Source organism: Ruminiclostridium papyrosolvens C7 (assembly GCF_000421965.1).
Classification (GTDB): domain Bacteria; phylum Bacillota; class Clostridia; order Acetivibrionales; family DSM-1351; genus Ruminiclostridium; species Ruminiclostridium papyrosolvens_A.
Genome location: NZ_ATAY01000022.1, coordinates 145,863 through 165,997 on the forward strand (window position 1 = coordinate 145,863; position 20,135 = coordinate 165,997).

The 20,135-nt window shown below is 36.9% G+C and carries 17 protein-coding genes and 1 pseudogene; 3 read left to right on the forward strand and 15 right to left on the reverse strand.

The window, feature by feature from the left end; all coding sequences use genetic code 11:
• Nucleotides 1–25 precede the first annotated feature (25 nt).
• The 3 genes from L323_RS27795 to L323_RS27805 all read right to left on the reverse strand — a co-directional run bounded on the left by L323_RS27795 (nucleotide 26) and on the right by L323_RS27805 (nucleotide 3,199).
• Nucleotides 26–895 carry a carbohydrate ABC transporter permease gene (locus tag L323_RS27795; RefSeq protein ID WP_020814914.1) on the reverse strand — a complete coding sequence of 290 codons (870 nt, stop codon included), beginning with the start codon at nucleotides 893–895 and terminating at the stop codon, nucleotides 26–28.
• Nucleotides 896–907: 12 nt separating this feature from the next.
• Complete coding sequence (locus L323_RS27800) at nucleotides 908–1,780, reverse strand: carbohydrate ABC transporter permease (RefSeq protein WP_020814915.1); 873 nt, start codon at nucleotides 1,778–1,780, stop codon at nucleotides 908–910.
• Between the two features lie 102 nt (nucleotides 1,781–1,882).
• Nucleotides 1,883–3,199, reverse strand: coding sequence for an ABC transporter substrate-binding protein (locus tag L323_RS27805; RefSeq protein WP_020814916.1), 1,317 nt, complete (start codon nucleotides 3,197–3,199; stop codon nucleotides 1,883–1,885).
• Nucleotides 3,200–3,835: 636 nt separating this feature from the next.
• Here L323_RS27805 and L323_RS27810 point away from each other — a divergent pair.
• Both L323_RS27810 and L323_RS27815 read left to right on the forward strand, forming a co-directional pair.
• Nucleotides 3,836–4,498, forward strand: a complete 663-nt coding sequence (locus L323_RS27810; RefSeq protein ID WP_020814917.1) for a DUF4867 family protein — start codon at nucleotides 3,836–3,838, stop codon at nucleotides 4,496–4,498.
• Nucleotides 4,499–4,541: 43 nt separating this feature from the next.
• A complete protein-coding gene (locus L323_RS27815; protein WP_038275415.1) occupies nucleotides 4,542–5,771 on the forward strand; it encodes an ROK family transcriptional regulator in 1,230 nt (409 codons plus the stop codon).
• 139 nt (nucleotides 5,772–5,910) lie between these two features.
• Here L323_RS27815 and L323_RS27820 read toward each other — a convergent pair whose 3' ends face one another.
• The 11 genes and pseudogenes from L323_RS27820 to L323_RS27875 all read right to left on the reverse strand — a co-directional run bounded on the left by L323_RS27820 (nucleotide 5,911) and on the right by L323_RS27875 (nucleotide 17,707).
• Nucleotides 5,911–6,828, reverse strand: a complete 918-nt coding sequence (locus L323_RS27820; protein ID WP_020814919.1) for a DMT family transporter — start codon at nucleotides 6,826–6,828, stop codon at nucleotides 5,911–5,913.
• Nucleotides 6,828–7,892: a transaldolase family protein gene (locus L323_RS27825; RefSeq protein WP_020814920.1), complete on the reverse strand. Its 1,065-nt coding sequence runs from the start codon at nucleotides 7,890–7,892 to the stop codon at nucleotides 6,828–6,830. Before L323_RS27825 ends, L323_RS27820 begins: the two co-directional genes overlap by 1 nt.
• 85 nt (nucleotides 7,893–7,977) lie before the next feature.
• A complete protein-coding gene (locus tag L323_RS27830) occupies nucleotides 7,978–9,294 on the reverse strand; it encodes an L-fucose/L-arabinose isomerase family protein (protein WP_020814921.1) in 1,317 nt (438 codons plus the stop codon).
• A 36-nt stretch (nucleotides 9,295–9,330) separates the two neighbouring features.
• Complete coding sequence (locus L323_RS27835; protein ID WP_020814922.1) at nucleotides 9,331–10,011, reverse strand: transaldolase family protein; 681 nt, start codon at nucleotides 10,009–10,011, stop codon at nucleotides 9,331–9,333.
• Between the two features lie 43 nt (nucleotides 10,012–10,054).
• The gene (locus L323_RS27840; protein WP_020814923.1) at nucleotides 10,055–10,531 is read right to left on the reverse strand and encodes an RpiB/LacA/LacB family sugar-phosphate isomerase; all 477 of its coding nucleotides are present in this window, start codon (nucleotides 10,529–10,531) and stop codon (nucleotides 10,055–10,057) included.
• Nucleotides 10,532–10,541: 10 nt separating this feature from the next.
• The gene (locus tag L323_RS27845; RefSeq protein ID WP_020814924.1) at nucleotides 10,542–11,486 is read right to left on the reverse strand and encodes a transketolase family protein; all 945 of its coding nucleotides are present in this window, start codon (nucleotides 11,484–11,486) and stop codon (nucleotides 10,542–10,544) included.
• Nucleotides 11,487–11,488: 2 nt separating this feature from the next.
• A complete protein-coding gene (locus L323_RS27850) occupies nucleotides 11,489–12,319 on the reverse strand; it encodes a transketolase (protein WP_020814925.1) in 831 nt (276 codons plus the stop codon).
• 57 nt (nucleotides 12,320–12,376) lie between these two features.
• Entirely contained in the window at nucleotides 12,377–13,498 is a 1,122-nt protein-coding gene (locus tag L323_RS27855) for an iron-containing alcohol dehydrogenase family protein (protein WP_020814926.1), read from the reverse strand.
• 283 nt (nucleotides 13,499–13,781) lie between these two features.
• Nucleotides 13,782–15,427 (reverse strand): annotated as a pseudogene (dhaK, locus tag L323_RS41045) (dihydroxyacetone kinase subunit DhaK).
• Nucleotides 15,428–15,444: 17 nt separating this feature from the next.
• Nucleotides 15,445–16,527, reverse strand: a complete 1,083-nt coding sequence (locus L323_RS27870; RefSeq protein ID WP_020814929.1) for a glycerol dehydrogenase — start codon at nucleotides 16,525–16,527, stop codon at nucleotides 15,445–15,447.
• A gap of 178 nt (nucleotides 16,528–16,705) precedes the next feature.
• Nucleotides 16,706–17,707 (reverse strand): PocR ligand-binding domain-containing protein, encoded by a 1,002-nt coding sequence (locus L323_RS27875; RefSeq protein WP_020814930.1) that lies wholly within the window; start codon nucleotides 17,705–17,707, stop codon nucleotides 16,706–16,708.
• A 560-nt stretch (nucleotides 17,708–18,267) separates the two neighbouring features.
• On the opposite strand from L323_RS27875, the gene L323_RS27880 reads away from it, so the two are divergent.
• Nucleotides 18,268–18,663, forward strand: coding sequence for a hypothetical protein (locus L323_RS27880; RefSeq protein WP_020814931.1), 396 nt, complete (start codon nucleotides 18,268–18,270; stop codon nucleotides 18,661–18,663).
• Between the two features lie 386 nt (nucleotides 18,664–19,049).
• On the opposite strand, the gene L323_RS27885 is transcribed toward L323_RS27880, so the two are convergent.
• Nucleotides 19,050–20,015 (reverse strand): helix-turn-helix transcriptional regulator, encoded by a 966-nt coding sequence (locus L323_RS27885; protein WP_020814932.1) that lies wholly within the window; start codon nucleotides 20,013–20,015, stop codon nucleotides 19,050–19,052.
• Nucleotides 20,016–20,135 lie beyond the last annotated feature (120 nt).

The following is a 20,135-nucleotide window of genomic DNA, read 5'->3' on the forward strand; positions in this document are numbered from 1 at the left end:
GTATATTACAGTGAAAATCAAAGTATTAACCCTTTACAGCACCACTTGTCAAGCCCGATATAACCTGTTTCTGGAATAACATGTATCCAATAATACTAGGAGCTATACTGATAATAATTGCAGCGTACATAGAAACATAATCTGTAGTAAACTGGTTCGTAAAATATCTGATACCTATCTGTATAGTTTTTGTTACCGGTGATGAAGTCAGAAGATTCGCATAAACAAATTCGTTCCAGCAGGTTATAAATTCAAAGGTTGCCGCTGTTACCAGACCTGTTTTTGTTAATGGTAAAATCATTTTAAAGAATCTTCCGTAAAATCCGCTTCCATCAATATAAGCTGCTTCTTCTATTTCTGCAGGGAAGCTAGACATAAAACCACGAATAATAAATGTTGAAATAGGTAACCCGATTGCAGCGTAAAGTATAATTAATGCACCTAAAGAATCTACAAGACCCATTTTACTGAATATAGAAAAATAAGGAACCATAAGTGCATTAAGAGGAACAAGTACACCTACTGAAAAAAATGTAAATATGATTTCTCTTCCTTTAAATTTAAAACGGGATAAACAATATGAAAGCATAGAGGCAATCATAACGTTTATCACTGTTGCTGTAACAGCAACAATAACAGAGTTTGAAATCATTCTGCCTAAATTTGCTTGTTGAAATGCATTTACATAGTTCTGCCATTGTGGTACGGCAGGCAAGGAAAATGGATTATCGAAATATTCCGCATTTGTTTTTAGTGATGTAAGAAACAGCCATAATAGTGGAAACAATGTATATACTGCAAAAAATATGATTAAAACCCATTTAAAAAACGATGCTAAATAATCTCTAATGTTCTTTTTTTCCCTTACAATTGACTGAGCAGTTTTTGCCGACATATTTCTCCTCCTTTACTCCTTATTTAATTTAGCAAATATACCTCGAATCATTAAAATAACACAGGCTCCTGTTAATATGAGCATAACACTGGAAGCATTTGCTCCACCATAGTTATTTGTTTTCATCTGATTGTACAGATAAAGTACAAGCACGGAAGTTCTGTTTGCAGGTCCTCCATTTGTTAACAGATACACCTGTTCAAACGTTCTTAATCCGAAAATCATAGCCAATGTAACACAAGTCTGAAATGAACCTTTGATTAAAGGTATTGTAATATGAATATGTTGTCTTATTCCGTCAGCACCATCAATCTGAGCTGCTTCATAATAGCTTTCATCAATATTGGTTATATCCGCCAGCATTATAACCATATAATAGCCGATATAAAATACCCAATAAATCAGCATACAAGGGAAAGCTGTTTTTACAGTACCAAGCCAATTTGTTGCATATTCACCAAGACCAACAGCTCTTAGCAAACCGTTAATCAAACCGAATTCGCTGTTGTACATTGCTGCCCATAACATGGCGAGAGCAATTCCTGAAATAACCTGTGGCAAAAAGTATACTGTTCTGAAAAATTGCCAACCTCTTGGTTTCTTTGATAATATTAATGCCATAAGCATTGCAAGAGGAACCTGCACACCTCCGGCAACCACGGCCCACAGAACATTGTTTTTTACACTGCGCCAAAACACTTTATCACTAAAAATATCCTTATAATTATATAAACCTTTAAATATAGGAGATGTAATCCCATTCCATTCAAAAAAACTGGTTATCGATACATAACCTACGGGTATAATAAAGAATAGGGTAAATAGTGCTAGTCCCGGCAATATAAAGATGCAGATGTTTTTTATGTCATGCTTTTTAACTTCCATCGCTCCTGCCTCCATCGTCCAAACCAACTCAAAATATTATAGTAGTTATTTTTACTTTGGCAGGCTATACAGCCTGCCAAAGTATTTGAATCTATTTTTCTATTATTTATTTGCAGCTTTTAATTCCGCAACAAACTGCTCAGGAGTTAACTCTCCAAGAATAAGACCTTCAAGAGCAGGTGGGAATGCTGTTACTACCTTTGTAGGCATTGCGGACTCAAAAGTTCCGATCATATATGGAGCTGCTGTGCTTTGTTCAATCATTGTAGCCTGAAGCTTTTCTGTCTGATCAGTAATCTTTGATTTGATAGTAAATATTGAGCCTGATGAATTGGACAATTCAGTCACTCTATCAACATCACAAATATATTTTAAGAACTTAACTATTGCTTCCTCTTTTGCAGGATTGTCCTGCTTAGCAGCAGCTATGTAAGCCTGAACTGCGTTTACGTATGCTCCAGGCTTACTACCATTGTAGCCTAAACCGGCACTGATAGCTAAATTGTCATATAAGCCCTGAACACCTTCCTTTTTAATTCTTGACAAAATCCATGATCCATTTGTATATATTGCTGATCTTTCATTAAAGAAATGTCCATTTACAACTGTAGCATCTGCTCCAAGTGCATCAGGTGAGGTGTAAGTAAACATCTTCTGCATAATCTTTGCAGCTTCTACAAAAGCAGGATCATCTAATCCTTTTTCATAAACATCAGGGCCTCCTACTGCTGCAAGTGCATATGAATACCAGAGCATTGAAGTCCATGCATTTTTATTTGTCATCTGTGCAGTTGGGAATATCTTCTTTGCTTTTAATGCATCACATACTTTCCACAACTCTTCATAAGTAGTAGGAACAGTACTTACTCCGACGCTGTTTAATAATTTTTTGTTAAACATTATTGCAATAACAGCGTTTTCATATGGAAGAGCAAAGTTTTTGCCCTTATACTGAGCCGTCTTAATTACACCCTCTGCAAATTTATTGGACCATTCCTTATCAGCCAAGTAGGAAGTGAGATCCATTAGCTTACCGGATTCAGAATACAGTTGTAAGTCTGCGCTTGATTTGAAGGTAAAAATATCAGGTGCATTACCGGTTGATATCGTAGTCCTTATCTTATCTTCATAAGCATCATAATCAGTGTATTCTTCAATTTTTACTTCGATTTTAGATTCATTTTCCTTATTGAATGAATCAACCATTTGACCAAACACTTTTGCTTTTCCATCAGTCCCAACCCAAATACTCGGGAATGTGATTACAACCTTTTCAGTACTTGCACTTTTCCCAGTTGTTGAATTCGAGGTGGAATTTGTCGACTGGCTAACATCTGATTTACCACAGGCTGCAAAAATTGCCATTGTCATTGAAAGAACTACCATTAATGCCACAATACGTTTGATAATCTTCCCCATAATTATTAACCTTCTTTCTCATTTTATTTTACCAATTAAAAATTACCCTACTGTATGGATTTTAACATTGGGTACAAGCTATATTTTTAGGCATTTATACCAATTCTTCAATAAATTAAAACCTTTAATTTATTGAAGAAAAAAATAAAACTTGTCGGTAACTATCCTAGTCATTAAGTAACCCTTGGGTTCGGTAAGCTACTAACGGCTATACATATTCACCAAAAACAATAGTTTACAATGGCAATTATATATCATATATTATAAAAAGTAAACAGTTATTTTATATTTTTCGACTTTATAATACATTTTTTATATTTGTAATTTAAATAGCAAATTTATTTGTTTAAATATTTTAATTATGTCACAAAGCTTTTACTAATATGGTATTAACATGCGTAATCCGGATACTCATTCAACCATAGTATTTTAAGTTCAATGTAAGTTCAATGATTGAAAGATTTTAATTACTATGATATTCTTAAATAAAGTTCTACATAATATTTTTTCTGGCTTTTTATTAACACTTATAATTAATTCCTCTTTTACATTATAAATTTAGAAATATATTTTCCATATATTGTGTAGATAGCTTTATATTTTTTTATAATATATTATAATTATAAGGAGAACTCTATGATAAACTATTTAAAGCAATTAAATCCTACTCTGCAAATAAAAAGTATATTTGATGAAGCATTTTTAAGGTATGGAAAAGTACTTGACCAATATGACTTTTCCGAGTGTATTGAAATTATGAAAACCAAAGGTATTCCGGATTCGGGTAATGTGTATGTTGCATGTGACGATGAATTAATGAGCACTTCTATCGCAAAGGAGCTTAGTAATATTTTTTATGGTAACATGCCTATTCAGATAGGATATTGTAATGGTAACAGCAGCAAGCTCAATGCTCTGGAATACCATAAAGGTTCTGAGATAGATGTCGCTGTAACAGATTTGGTACTTATTTTAGCAGATATACGGGATATTAAGGATAATCATTTATCAAGTGCATCAACTGAGATTTTTTTTGTTCCTGCTATGACTGCTGTTGAATTATACGGTACTACACTGCATTTTGCCCCCTGTAAAGTATCAGATAAGGGTTTTAAGAGTATAATAGTACTTCCTGCCGGTACCAACCAGCCCCTTCTCTCTATTCCATCACCCCTCTGTGATGAGGATAAGCTTTTATGGATGCAGAATAAATGGTTAATTGCCCACGAGGAGAGTATTCCGGCATCTAAGGGCGCATATGCAGGAATAACCGGCGAAAATTTTGAAATAAAATGTTAGTAATTTTTAAGGTAACATAATCTAAAGAAAAGAAGTGAGAACTATGGATCAATCTGTAAATGGAATTAATATGCTGGGAGTTAAGATAAAAAACAGGAGTTCAATCTTATATTTGATTTACCGTTCAGGTGGAATCTCCAGAAAGGAGATAGCCAATAAACTTAATTTGACACCGGCTGCTATTACCCTGATTACAACCGACCTGATTAATGAAGGAATTCTTGTTGAATCGGCAGTGGAACAAAATAACAATCGCAAGGGACGTAAGGAAATCCTTTTAGATATAAATAGAAAAAAATATGCAACTATCGGTATATATATCAGTACAAATAAATTTCAGATTCTGTGTATGGACTTAAATAGTACGGTTATTTTTGAAGATACAGTGTTTACAGCAGATTGTCATAAGAAATCTTCAGCCATATTGGATAAGGTATGTTCAATTTTGGAGCATAACCTTATTTATTATGATATAGTCAGAACGAGAACTATTCTGGGTGTCGGTGTAAGTGTTAAGGGTATTGTGAATTCCAGAGCCGGAGTAAGTATTAATTCTTATAACGTCTGGGAGGATAACGTCAATGTTGTTGAATATATTCAGAAAAGAATGAAAGTTCCTGCAATATTAACAAACAACATCTGTTCGCTGGCACATGGAGAAAGTTTTTTTGCCAATATGGAGCATCCTAAGGATATGCTTTTTATAAAATATGGCCCCGGTGTAGGAGCGGCCAGAGTATTCTATCAGGATACGTTAAGTGTTTTTGACTTCAATGCCATTCAACTGGGTCATACTATTGCAGACCCCAACGGTGCAATTTGTGAGTGCGGTAATAGAGGATGTCTTGAAACTATCGCAGGATATGATGCTATTGAAAGAAATGCCGCCAACATATTATCAAGTAAGCTGACGCCATATCTCTTCTCATACACAGACGGAAACGCAGAAAATTTAAATATCAAGAATATTATAAAAGCATACAATGACGGAGATAAATTGATAGAGGACATTCTGGACAGGTCTATTTATTTTCTATCTATTGCAATAAAGAATTCAATGTGCTTGTTTGATCCCAAATCAATAATTTTATACGGAGAACTTTTCGAGAACGAGAAGTTCCGAAAGAATCTGTATATACATTTGTCCAATTACTCAGGTTATGAAAAGGTAACCTTCAGTGGTTTCAATCTTCAATTGGAAACTCAGGGGCCTGCTTCGACAATAATAAACTATTTCTTTGAGAACGGCGGCTTAATAGATATTAAAGATTAATTTACATTCTATAACACTTGCGGGTTCTTCGGGACCCGCATTTATTATTTTATTGACAAAAAGGACTGATGCACAGTGAATATAATTTATTCATTGTACATCAGCCCTTTTTAGTAAAAAACCAAGGTTAATCCATCTATTAATTAAGCTTTTTTTGCATTTCAGCTTTTTTCTTTTGTTCAATCAATATCCCAAACGCTCCTGCTAATACTATGGCCATTCCAATATATTGACCCAGCACCATAACATCTCCAAACAGGAGAAAGGCTACTATTGTTGCAACAATAGGCATTAAAAGCAGGAATACTTTAACAATCCAAACCGGGAAACGTCTAAGGTTATAATAATATACAATATAGATAAGAGTCTGCCCCAACCCTGCAGCCATTACCGCCACCAATAGCGGCCTGTTTTCAGCCAGCAAGCTGAGTTGTCCCATGGTCCCCATAAAAACTGACGTACCAATAAACATAATCATAGTGATAAAATTATTATAAAAAGCTACTACATTATCCGCCGCAGGATTCTTCTTGTCCAACTGAACGCTTTTAATTACAAAGGCGTTGATTGATACAAATAATGCACTCAATATAAAAAATATATCCGCTTTATTCCCGATTTTGAACTTACTGAAATCAATTCCCATAACCATAAGAACACCAAAGAGCATTATAAAGGTGTATGTCCAGTCCAGCTTCGTGAATTTTTCCTTGTATATTATAACTGATATTAAGTTAACAAAGATAATATCACACTTTAATAAAGCTGTTCCGGCTCCTGCGTGAGAGAGACTAAGACCAATGAATGCGGTCAGATCCAGCGAAAAACCCAGAACACCAATCAGTATTAATCTCAATAAAATGCCTTTTGTATTGAATAACAGCTTTAACTCGTGTCTTTTAAACATTATTACAGTCAGAAGGATCATAGTTATAAAACGAATAACGATTCCCACTGTAAAAACTGACATTTCCGAGACGGCTTTTTGGCTTGCGACATAATAGCATCCCCATATGAACGCTAATAGCAATAAAGGAGCTGTTTGTTTTATTTTCATTAAATCATGTATCCCCTTACAAGTTTTAATAATTCGTCATAGCCACCAATAAATCCGGATACTGTCGCTCTGAAGCCGCCGTATTTTTCAAATTCATTATACTTCATTCCAAATTCGTCAAAGGATTTTTGAAATTCGCTTAGCTTTCTGAGCTGATTCATATATTCTTCTTTAACAGGTATTTCAATTCTGCTTGCTACCTCTATGTCACATGAGTTCAATTTCTTGTGCCAGTTGAAAGGAATAGTCATTGACAAATCGCCACCTATCAATTGTGACCAATGATGGTGGTTTCTGCATGCTGCTGACAGCAACCTGGTCTTATAGCCTCTTTCCTTAAATATTCTGTAGGCTTCTTTCATAACTGCAATCCCTGACCATTCAAGGATTTCAGGATCAACAATTATATCATGTTCATCGGTATATTTCTTCAACCAGTCATCAGTCCTGCCTATCATTATTGTGCAAACCGGTGACATGGTTTCAGTAGACAATCCTTTAGCTTCTCTTCTCTTCAAGCCTCTTTCAACAGCTTCAGCAACTGCAACAGCTTGCGCAACAGTGAAAGAAACGGTAGCGTTTATACTGATTCCTCTGTAAGTTGCCTCCTCCATTGCTTTAATTCCAGCTTCCGAGGCAGGCATTTTTATCTGCATATTTTCGCCAAGACTGTTTATAACATCTGCCTGCTGCAACATTTTTTCAGTATCTCTGTAATACTTGGGATTAGTCTGAATTGACAATCTACCCTTTATACCCTTTGACTCATTAAAAATAGGAAGAAGCTTTTTTGATCTAAGTGCACCTATTTCATAAATCAGAGCCCAGGCCACGTCCTCTTCGGTCATGTCTTTTCTCTCTGACACCATTTCTTTTATACGTTTTTCCCATATAGACAGTTCTCCCTTGATAACAGAACCTACTATAGCAGGATTACTTGTAGCACCAACACAGCCTCTCTCCAATGCGTAGTTAAGTTCGTTTTCCCCACAGGAGTCCATCCATATATCTGTATTTGGAAATTTAACCACTGTCTCATGTAATCTGCCTTTAAATGTGCTCATAATCTAACCCCCTGTATTTTTAGATGCTTTTGTTAAGGCAATTACCATCAGTTTGTTAGCTGACAGTAATTGCCCTATATTTTAACTATTCTATAACTTCATAATTCATCATTTTTGCTGCCAACCTCAATACATCCCTGTACTCTCCGTACAACATGGCCAGATGGTGTGCAACACCTGTTTCTGTCACTGTATTGAGTAATTCATTAATGTTCTGTTCAAATTTTACCTTTGTGTAGGTTCCGCAGAGCTGTTTCTTCATTTCTATAGACTCACCGGCTGCAAGGAACATTCTTGTTTTTCCACGGGCAGTGTCAAATCTTATGAGATTAACATGACCCTCTTTCATTACAAAACCGGCAGTTACACCTTTACCTCCGGCAAAATAAGTATCAAGTGTTCTTTCACTCTTACCGTCCCAGAGATTAGCCGGTGCAACACCACAATGCCACATAAGAGCAAAATCCTCCTGAAGGTCAACCTGTGAAAGGTCTGCAAGGAATGGTGTTTCAGCACCTAATGCAGCACCTGCTAGCATGGATAGGGCACCCTCAACATCACCTTCGCAGGATAAAATTATTCCTTTTGATTGGAGAATGGACATTGCTGCACAAGGTGAAATTCCATAGTTTGCTGCAAATTCCGGCCAACATCTTACTGCTACTGCTGTAAGGCCATTTTTCTCAACAAACTTAGAAGCACTTACACAAAGTTGAGCAACTTTTTTCACTTGTGTATCATTTACTTCCTTACAAATAAATAATGACCTGACTTCCTTCTCTTCTTCTTCAATTTCAACATCTGTAACAGGCTGTGAAAACATATCGGCTATTTCATAATGGTCTATCAAAATGCCTGTTTTTTGATAGATATCCATGTCATCAACACCAACATTAAAAAATCCGTGGGCACGATAGCCTACAAGTCCTACCCTTGCATTTTGGAGAGCAACCTTTACCCTCAATGCATCTACCCATTTTTCGTCAATACTGTCACCTATAGTACAGGAGTAGTCATCCTTTCCGGTCTTATAAAGATTGGAAGCATTAAGATTCAAACCACAAACAGCATTTAGACGAATTTTACCGCCATCATACGGAAGCTCATTGTATGCCCAGAGTAAGAATGGTTTTTTAATATATTTTGCAAAAATCAAGGCCAGATGACCCAAATGGAAGGTACCACTTATTATAACCACTCCATCTACATTAGCTGATAACAGTTTAACCGCGGCCTTTTCTGCATCTTCTATTTCAATTACGCAATCTTCAATGAACGTAAAGTCCACATCAGGCAGCTTTTTAAGGTCTTCAATTGTTTTTGTATACATTGCCTGTGCTGTTTTATATTCATAAGTGGTTCTGGTCAGACAGACAACGCCAAGTTTAACTTTTTGTTTCATAATTATCTCCCATCTACGCATACAGCGTTCGTGATATTATTCTTTAGCTGTACCTTCCCAAGCATTTCTGAATACAGTTAATCCATATGTTGTAAAAGGATGCTCAAAGCTTGCCTTGTATACATCCAATCCACAGGTTACAATGTCTGCACCTAAAGCGGCAAAATCACCGATTTGTTTACCGTTTCTTACTGCTGCAACAATTATTTCAGTATCAAAGCCATAGTTTCTGTATATATCAATAATGTCAGAAATATAATTTATTGAGTCATCACCGCTATTTTCCTTCCAGCCTACAAAAGGTGAAACAAACTTAGCTCCCAGTTTTCCTACAGGAATTGCCTGTGAAGGAGAAAATACCAGTGTAACATTTGTCCTTATTCCCATTTTTTCAAGCTTTTTTGCTGCAATTAAACCTTGTTCGGTACATGGGAGCTTTATTACGTAGTTTGGTGAATAAGCCGCTACTTCCTTAGCTGCTTCAACTATATCCTCCCACTTATCATGATGTGGATTGATTTCGAAGGATACAGGAAATTTATCCATACCCTCAATTCCTTCTTCCTTTATCCAAGCTGCTACATCTTTAACAACCTGCATAAATGGTTTTCCGCTTAATTGGATATGTTTTGGGTTAGTTGTAACACCATCAATACAAAAATTCTCATATGCATACTTGATTTCATCCAGTTTTGCACTGTCTAAAAAATATTTCATAGCAGTATCCCTCACATTTCTTTAATAGATTTGGTTAATTGGTTTATTTATAAATCTCATCTTCAATATTTTTAACCTGTATTCTTGCATTCCTTAAATTCTTTGCACGCCATTCTTCAAGATTCTGAGTAAATTCGGTATTAAGGAAGGTGTCTACCATGGCACAACCCACAAATTCAGCGGTAAGCCAGCCACCAAGGCACAAAATGTTGGCATCATTTATAGCTCTGGCCTTTTCAGCAGCATATGTATTTTCACAAACTGCCGCATAAACTCCCTTGTACTTATTTGCAACTATTGATACTCCCATACCGGTACCACAGATTAAAACTGCTCTTTCAAATTCCCCTTCAGATACTCTTTTAGCAACTGCCGAAGCTACTTCAAAATATGGCTTGGGTTCCTCTTCATTGAGTGTGCCACCATCAGTAACTTCATACCCCAACTGCGTTAAATGTGCTTTTATAGCTTCCTTTAAAGGAAAACCTGATTTATCGGAACCAATAATTATTTTTTTCATAAAATCCCCCTTATCTTTTCATGGCTATGGCTTTTTCCGCTGCCAGAACTATTTCTTTTTCAGTAAGTCCGTATTTTTCTTTTAAAAAGTCTGTAAAACCAACTTCTCCAAAGGTATCCTTTACTCCGACTCTCTGTACAGGGACAGGATTGTTTTCGCTCAGGAATTCAGCAACTGCTCCACCCAGTCCGTTGAGTATAGAATGATTTTCGGCAGTTACAACTGCTCCCGTTTTTCTTGCACTTTGCAACACAAGTTCTTCATCTAAAGGTTTAATTGTATGAATATTTATTATTTCCGCGTCAATTCCTTTTGCAGACAGTGTTTGAGCTGCTTTCAAGGCCTCTGCAACCATTATTCCGCTTGCCAGAATGGTAACGTCTTTTCCCTCTTTAAGAACAATACCCTTTCCAAGCTTGAATTCAGTATTGTCATCAAATATCTGTACTGCATTTCTTCTTAATAGCCTTATATATACCGGGCCATAATGCTCTAATATTTGTGGGAAAGCTTTCTTTAGCTGAGCGCTGTCTACCGGTTCGTATATAATCATACCTGGTATATTTCTCATAATTGCTACATCTTCCATACTCATATGAGTACCGCCATTCAACTCCGCAGTCACTCCGGGATCACTGCCCATAATCTTTACATTCAGGCCAGCGTAGGCAACGGATAATGTAACCTGGTCACATACACGTCTTGTAGAAAAAGGAGTAAAGGTATGAGTAAATGGAATTTTGCCCATGGCAGACATTCCTGCTGCGACACCTATCATATTTGCTTCCTGAACACCACAGTTTACAGTTCTTTCAGGAAAAGTTTCGCCAAAACGTGTAGTTCCTGCTGCCTTCATAAGGTCTGCTTCAACTATAACAAGCCTTTCATCCTGCTTTGCATATTCTATTAGCAGGTCTACATAGGTCTCTCTTAACCATCTATTTTCAAGTACCATAATTACGCATCCTCCCTTTTATCCAGTAATTCCACAGCCTTTTTCCATGTATCTTCGGAAATAGGCATATTGTGAGAGGCAACACTATTTTCACAGAAAAATCCACCTTTACCCTTGATGGTATTCAATATAATCATATGTGGTTTTCCTTTAATCTTTTTAGCATTGTCAATGGCATGTAAAATTTGTTTCATATCATGTCCGTCTATTGTTTGCACATGCCAGCCAAAAGCTTCCCATTTCCTGTCCAGAGGTTCAAGTCCGTTTACTTCCTCTATCAAACCGTCAATCTGCATTTTATTGTAATCGGTAAAGGCTATGATATTATCAAGACCTCTGCCACCTGCCAACATGGCAGCTTCCCATATCTGACCTTCCTGACTCTCTCCATCGCCAATGATCGTATATACGTACAAGCTTTTCTTATCCAGCTTGGCTGAAACCGCCATACCGGTTGCAGCTGAAAATCCCTGACCCAGGGAACCTGTTGACATGTCGATACCATTTGTTCTCTTCATGTCGCAGTGGCTTGGAAGGTTGGTATTAGGCTTGTTCAGGGTATCCAATTCCTCCATTGGAATAAAGCCTTTCAACGCCAGTGCAGAATATAGTGCCGGACCACCATGGCCTTTTGACAAAACAAACCTGTCTCTGTTCTCCATTTTTGAATCTTTTGAATTAATATTCATAACTTCAAAATAAAGTGCTGACAAAACCTCGCAGAGTGATAACGCTCCACCTATATGTCCAACACCAAGTTTTCCAATGGTTTGTATGGTTAACTTTCGTATCTCACATGCTCTGTTTTCAAGCATTTTAATGTTATTTTCCATTTGCTACCTCCAAATCCTTGATTACAAATTATTCTTAAAATTTATTTTAATTTTTTATTATAGAATTGATTTAAGCAGCTGGTAAACTGTTTCATTATTCATAACAGCCGGAGTTAATTGGATAATCGCAGCTCCAAGTCCAATTTCAGTTATATGCTCCAAATCAGTTTCTTTAACTCCGATTTGATGTAAACGTACAGGCATATTCATACTTTTCATAAGCTCTTCAATTTCTTCAGAGAATTTCTCCAGACTTTCAAAGCCAAGGTAATCAGTCAATGCTTTCATTTTTGTTTCAGCCTGCTGTCCGCTGATTTTTATAAATGCAGGAAGTGTTATAGAACAAGCTGTTCCATGGTTTGCTCCGAATTCGGTGGTCAAAGGAAAACTTAATGCATGTATACCCGTTGTTCTTGTCTGGCTAAAGGCAATTCCCGCAATCAAGCTAGCCTTAATCATTGCTGCCCTTGCTTCCTTATTTGTGGGTTCGCTGTATGCAGTTTTTATATTGTCAAGAATTAGCTTCATGGCACCAATTGCAAGCATATCGCAAATGGGCTGTGATGCCTTGTTCCAGTATGCCTCAATAGCATGACAGAAAGCATCCATACCGGTGGAAGCCGTAACCGGAGCCGGCAAGGTATATGTAAGCTCACAGTCAATTATTGAATAGTCAGGCCAGAATTCGTTATTAACCATCGGCATTTTTATGCCGGCCTTCTTATTTGTATATACACCAACATTTGTTACTTCACTGCCTGTTCCGGCAGTTGTGGGAATACATACCAGAGTTGCCTGTCTTTTTGATAATGTTCTGCTGCCGCCGCTGTAATAATCATAAATGCTACCCTCATTTGTAACCAGACAGGAAACAATCTTTGAAATATCAAGAGCGCTTCCACCGCCTAAGCCGATAACGCAATCAGCATTTATAGCTCTTGCAACTTCTGCTGCCTTATCAACACTTTCACATGAAGGATTAGGTTCCACATCACTAAAGTAGGCAACATTTTTACCTGACATACTGTCTCCGATTTGTTTTGCGACACCGGACTGATATAGAAAAGGGTCTGAAATAATCAGAACATTCTTTCCGCTGATATACTTATCCACCTTTTTAGATATTCCGGCCTCAAAACATATTTTTGTCGGCATAAAAAATTCAAATTGGTTATCCATAACTTATTCCCCTCCTGAAAATAATAATTTTGCAATTTGTATATTTGATTAATCTTTTTAATTCAATTTCTAAAAAATTTTAAAATAACATGTAGTTTTCGACATCTTTCGTCTCTTTATGTATAAATTATATTGCATTTCAGTGTAGTATGTCAATATATTTTTAAAGGATTTAATTAATTAGATTTAATTGGGTAAAATAGTAAGACCGTATAAAAATCTAAGATTTTCATACGGTCTTGATACTTTTTAAATTGAGTTTTGTTCTTTTTAATTAAATTATTTAAGCCAGGTTTAAGTTCTTTGTCAACTCAGTAAAGATTACTCCGATAGCAACAGCTCCTGCATCAGGATAGTTTACACTTCTTTCGCCTACATAGCTGGCTCTGCCTTTTGTAGCCACCATAGTTTTTGTTTTCTCTCCACCTGCAACAGCAGCCTCAGCCGCAGCCTTCATTGCAGACAGCATTTCTTCACCTTTATCGGCGCCGGCTTTTAAGGCTTCGGTAGCGGGAATCAATGCATCCAGTAGAGTTTTATCTCCTAACTTTGCTCCGCCTCTCTTTTGAATACCATCTACTGCGCTTTGCATTAAATCTGCTAATCCGGGCAGGTCAAGTTCAGTCTTGTCAGCGGCGTACTTTGCAGCACTTCTGAAGGCAGACCCCCATATTGGTCCTGACGCTCCGCCGCAGTACTCGGTAATTATCATTCCGCAGCCCTTAAGGAAAGCTCCAATATTCTCCTGCGGAACTTCATTCCAATCCTGCTTCAACTGCTTAAATCCTTTTGCAACTGACATTCCGAAATCTCCGTCACCTGCAACAGAATCCAGTTCACAAAAATAAACCTCGTTTGCTATGATAATATCTGCCATATTCATAACAAGCTCTGTTATCTTTTTAGTAGTCAACATATCTTGTACTTCCTCTCGTTTTAGATTTTTAGTGCTGGAGTATCGGCTGAAGCATCCAAATAACCCTTAAGCTCATCATCCAGTTTAAGCAGTGACAAAGAAGCTCCCGCCATATCTATCGCGGTCATGTAGTTGCCCACAAAGGTTTTGTATATTTTTATGTTTTTATTCTCAAGTGCATTTGCAACTGAATTGTTGAGTAAATATAATTCCTGCAAGGGTGTTCCCCCCAATCCATTAACCAGAAGAGCAACCTCATCCCCGGAAACTATCGGGAGATCCTTTGTTATCAAATCTACCATTCTAACTGCCAATTCTTCAGCAGTAGCAATCTTTTCACGGGCAATTCCGGGTTCACCATGGATTCCGACTCCGAATTCAATCTCATCATCATTCAAACTGAAGGTCGGTGTTCCCTTTGCCGGAACAGTGCAGGAAGTCAATGCAAAACCGATTGAACGGACGTTATTTATGACCTTTTGTGCTACTTCCTTAACCTGCTTAAGTTCCATACCCTGTTCAGCAGCGGCGCCGGCCAGCTTATGAACAAAAACAGTACCGGCAACTCCTCTTCTTCCAACAGTGTACAAGCTGTCCTTAACTGCAACATCGTCGTTTACATAAACTTTTCCAACAACTATATCATCGTCTTCTGCCATCTCAGCAGCTGCGTCAAAATTCATGCAATCTCCCGAGTAGTTCTTGATTATCAGAAGCGTGCCCTTGTCTGATTGTGTTTCCACAATAGCATTGTACACCTGTATAGTTGATGGAGATGCAAATACGTCTCCACAAACTGCTACATCCAACATACCTTTGCCTACAAAACCTGCATGGGCAGGTTCATGTCCGCTTCCACCGCCACTGATAAGAGTAACTTTGCCTTTATTCAGCTGTTTTCTTTTAATAATTTTATATTTTTTGCTGAAAGAAAGTTGTTCCGGATGTGCCTTTACAATACCCTCACACATCTCAATTACAATATCTTCAACCTTATTTATTATTTTTTTCATATGCATTTACTCCTATTCTATTGGCCGAGTTTGTCGGCAGTCATTATTGCAGCGTATACGTCCTTTGCCGTAATCGGGAAAGGCATGTTGTGTATTGTCTCACCTTCCGCAGTGGCAGCTTTTGCTACAGCCATAATTTTTTCCTCTGTAACCTGGACAATTCCAAGGTCCTTAAGACAAGTCGGCAGGCCTACAGATTTACAATAGCCAATTACATTGTCTATTTCATCTTGCGGAGCATTCTCCAGTACCAGATGAACAACTGTTCCAAAAGACACTTTTTCTCCATGCATATAATGATGAGTTTCCTCAAGAACGGTAAGACCGTTGTGAATTGCATGGGCCGCCGCAAGACCGCTGCTTTCAAAGCCCAGACCGCTCAGAAGTATATTTGCTTCAACTATATTTTCAAGTGCAGGTGTAACAACTTTCATTTCACAAGCTGCCTTTGCTTTCAAGGATTCCTCCATCAGTGTCTCAAAGCAAAGTGTTGCTAAAGCATATGCAGCCTTGGTACTTTTGCCTCCGGGCATGTTATTTGCACCGGATCTTATACAGGATCTTGCCTCGAAATATGTGGAAAGCGCATCACCCATACCTGCTATAAGAAATCTTACAGGTGCCCTTGAGATAATTCCAGTATCAACAAGAACAAGATCAGGATTTTTTTGCAGATGGAAATATTCTTCAAATTCACTTTTTTCGTTATATATTATTGCAAGCTTACTTGTTGGAGCATCTGTAGATGCAATGGTAGGAACAATAATTACAGGTTTCTTAGAAAGGAATGAAGCTGCTTTAGCAGTATCCAGTGCCTTTCCTCCTCCTAAACCGATAAATACTCCGCAATTTTTATCCTCAGCAAGTTTTTGCAATCTAGCTATTTCTTTTTTTGTACACTCTTCTCCGAACTCCCCATACACTATATCAAAGGAATCGGTTTCCAAGGCTTTATCGATATAGTTCTGCACTCTTGATTGGTCTACCTTTGAGGCTACCAGTAATGCCCTGTTGGAAAATTCCTTACCGTAGGTTCCTAAATTATACAATTCATCCTCACCTTGTATATATTTAGATGGTGATATCATTACTTTTTTCATAAAAATAAACCACTCCTTTAAATTTAATATAGAAAATGAAATTAAATACTAATTACATTTTTATTATAAATTAACGAGTGGTCAGGAACTTGAACATAAAAGCACAGTTTTGGTAAAAATCAATAGTAAAATTGCGCAATGATAGTAAAATTCAGCACTGATTTTTTATGTACTTTTATCAAAGTGCATCGTTTCTGAATTTAGAGGGAGTAACTCCTTCGAATTTTTTAAAGACTTTAATAAAATATCCGCTGTCTTCAAAGCCCAAATCCAACGCTATATTAGTTATGGGAATATCAGTGGTCTCAAGGAGTTCTCTGGCTTTTTTTATTCTTATTCTGTTAATGTAATTTGAGAAATTATCACCGATTGTCCTTCTGAATAGCTTACTAAAATAACTTGTACTGATATTGCACAAGCTGGCCATATTGTTCAGGCTAATATTTCGGGTATAGTATTTTTCAATATAATCAAGAGCCGGTTTAAGAATAATATTCTCCCGGCTATTCAGCAATTCACCATGTGTATGTTCATCTTTTTTAGTTGTATTTATACTCAACTTTTCCGTATTTACTGATGTTTTTTTATTCTGATAGTTGTTATAGCCTGTTTCCTTTGAAATAGCCCCATCGCTAAGGTTTATTTTCAGCACTGCCTCTCCTACGATATAATTACAGATGTTATATATCATGGCAGCGTTAGCACGTACCTTCTGTAGCTTCATTACCGGCAAACTTTGATATAATTCTTTAAGTTCATTTTTATTAATGTATTCAAGAATATCTGTTTTTTGACTGGTAATTTTCTCGAGTGATTCCATTTCCGAGGCATCTTCAACACGGACCTGCCCTCCCATAACTGCACCAAGGTACTGACCGTCAACTGCTATAGGTATGGCAAAATCCACTATTCCCATATGACATAAATATATATAGGGCTGATTTAACCGCGCCGCCTCCAGTCCCCCTCTGGAATCACACTTTTCACATATGTGGGACAGTTTAGGGTGAGAACGTACAAATTTACATAAATTTGTACATTTGCTGTGATGGGTTATTGGTTTACCTTTGTAATCCACCGTAATAATAGCCATATCTGTGGCATCCGCAATTGAATCCTGAATATTCCTATAGTTATCGGCATTTATTATATAATCCAGATCCAACAAGTTCTTTTTCACAGAAGACCTCCATTAGTACAGATTTTTTACCGGATACTTCCTTTTATTTACATAATATTTATAAGTCTATAGATTAACTCTACTATAAATATTTGTACTTTTGCAAGTGTATTTTATGGCGAGGATGTTCATTTTTTATCTACCATGATTACATTAATCCCCAAATCTTCAATTCTAGATAACTCATCCTCTACCGCATTCCAATCTGTTATTAAGATATCGAATTTAGTTGCCTCGACATCCTTTTGATTAGGGAATAAAGCAATATTTTTCCTTGAATTTTCTGCAATTGCTCTTTGGAAAGCAGAAGTTTCCGGAGTAACATTTGAAATCCCAAAACTTGCAGAAAATCCAGCTCCTGTTAAAAAACTGGCATCCCCGATAGATTTCCAACAGGCTACCTTGATATGATATAAAACCTATTTAGTATTAACAAATCCCATATTATTTTGTGAATAATTTGTCAAATTACATTAATAGTTATTGTATATATTTTGCTTCTAATGTAAAATATTAATAAAATTTTGTCAAATTTTATAATACATATGGAGGTATTCATCATGGCAATTAATGGAACAGGGGTTTTTTCAATGGATATAGACAAAGAAAGCAAAGTATTCACTGCTTTTGCTGAAGGTTTTTTTTCAATGGAGCAAGGAATTGCGTTTTGTGAAGATTTTACTAAGGCTGCACTGGAATGCAGTAAGTATGGGGACTATATCATGATTGTTGACGCACAAGGAGTTAAACCATCCACCCCTCAAGTGGCAGAAGCACTTGGAAATGCATTGGCTCTTTATGCTTCCGATGAATTCAAATTCAAAAAACGATTTATGCTCAATTGTGCTTCATCAATTACACAATCACAGGCTGTCAGGTTATCAAAGAATGTTCCTGGGTTTAACACTAAAGTGACTTTTGTTGATACAAAGGAAGATGCTTTAAAAGAGATTTGAGGTCTTTGATTCTACTCCCCCCCTACTTTATAGGGGTTGTACTGTAAAGTATACGTAAACCGGGGAGGTATCACGAAGAATATAGTTTTCGTCCCCAGGATTAATTCCTGGCGATGAGAGCTTTTTTTATGCCATTTAATTATATTTTATACAAGTATTATAATAAAGGCCCTTATCCACATGAAGACTATAACGTTGTATTGTTGTCGGTTGTTCTATAGTGTATAAAGACTACAGGTTGAGCCAAACCGACCATAACTGAATTAGATTTCTGATACCGCTTTTTTCCTCCTATAGATAGCAAGAGACAGACTACTAAGTTAGCTAGTCTGTCTCTTGTTTGGTTTTCTCATTAGAAACAATAGTGGATAGCAAGTCAATTTTATTTACTTCCGTACTGGTCTGATGTACTTAAAAAACCGTTCCGGATTATGATAAAAGTAAATTATTCTACCGGGGGAAGTATCAAAGCAGTAACCAGTGCCTGCAAAATTAAAAGTTGACATTGCCTTTTCAATCTTTTCCTCCACACTTCGATTTTCCTGTTCATAATCGAATGGTCCATGTTCAAAAACAATATACTCGGCTTCGGGAACATCAATCATAAGCATTTGTGGTGGTACTTCGCCTTTATAATCAAAAGGAAGTCGTACACCATAACACTCTGTACGCGGTATACCCCAATCGCAGAGTCTGCCGTCCGGATCATTAATGTACGCCATAATCTGACCGCTGCCGCTGTTCGATTCGCTCCCACCATCATCATCCAATTTGTCCTTGATACTATCGAGTAAGCCGCAAATTGTTTCGCAGTCCTGTCCCGGAATAAGACTTTGCTTTTGCCAAAAATCCCAATACCCATTACTCTCATAGTTTTTAATGTGCAAAAATTTGTGTGCGGGAATGGTTACAAAATAAATTTTAACATCATCTGTAGATTTCATCATCCCAATCTCTCCCAATCCTAAAAAATAGCGGTCGAAAGGGTTTATTTTTGTACGAAGAACGACAGGCTTAGGCTTTTTTCGGTATTCATTTGGAGTTACACCATATGTTCCTTTGAAAGCTCTGGTAAAAGCTTCATGGGATGAAAACCCATAATCAAAAGCAATATCTAAAAGGCTTTTTTCACTATCCCGAACCTCTTTTAGTGCAAAGGCTAATTTTCTATGCCGCAGATAATCCCTAAATTGCATACCCGATATTTCTTTGAATTTTCTCGTTGTATAAAATTCGGAATAACCCAGCCTGCGAGACAGAAAGCGTAGTGTCAAGGCTTCATCATTATAATTTTTAATACATATGTCAATTTCATCAACGATTATTTGAATTTGCTTCTGCCACTCGTACATCCGTCCGTTCACCTCGTTTCAACCACCATACATCTATTATAAAGAACTAGAGAGATTACTGCTTGATTCTACTTGCTGTTATTTCATTTTTCTCTTTCATCATTCGACGTTGGTAATAGT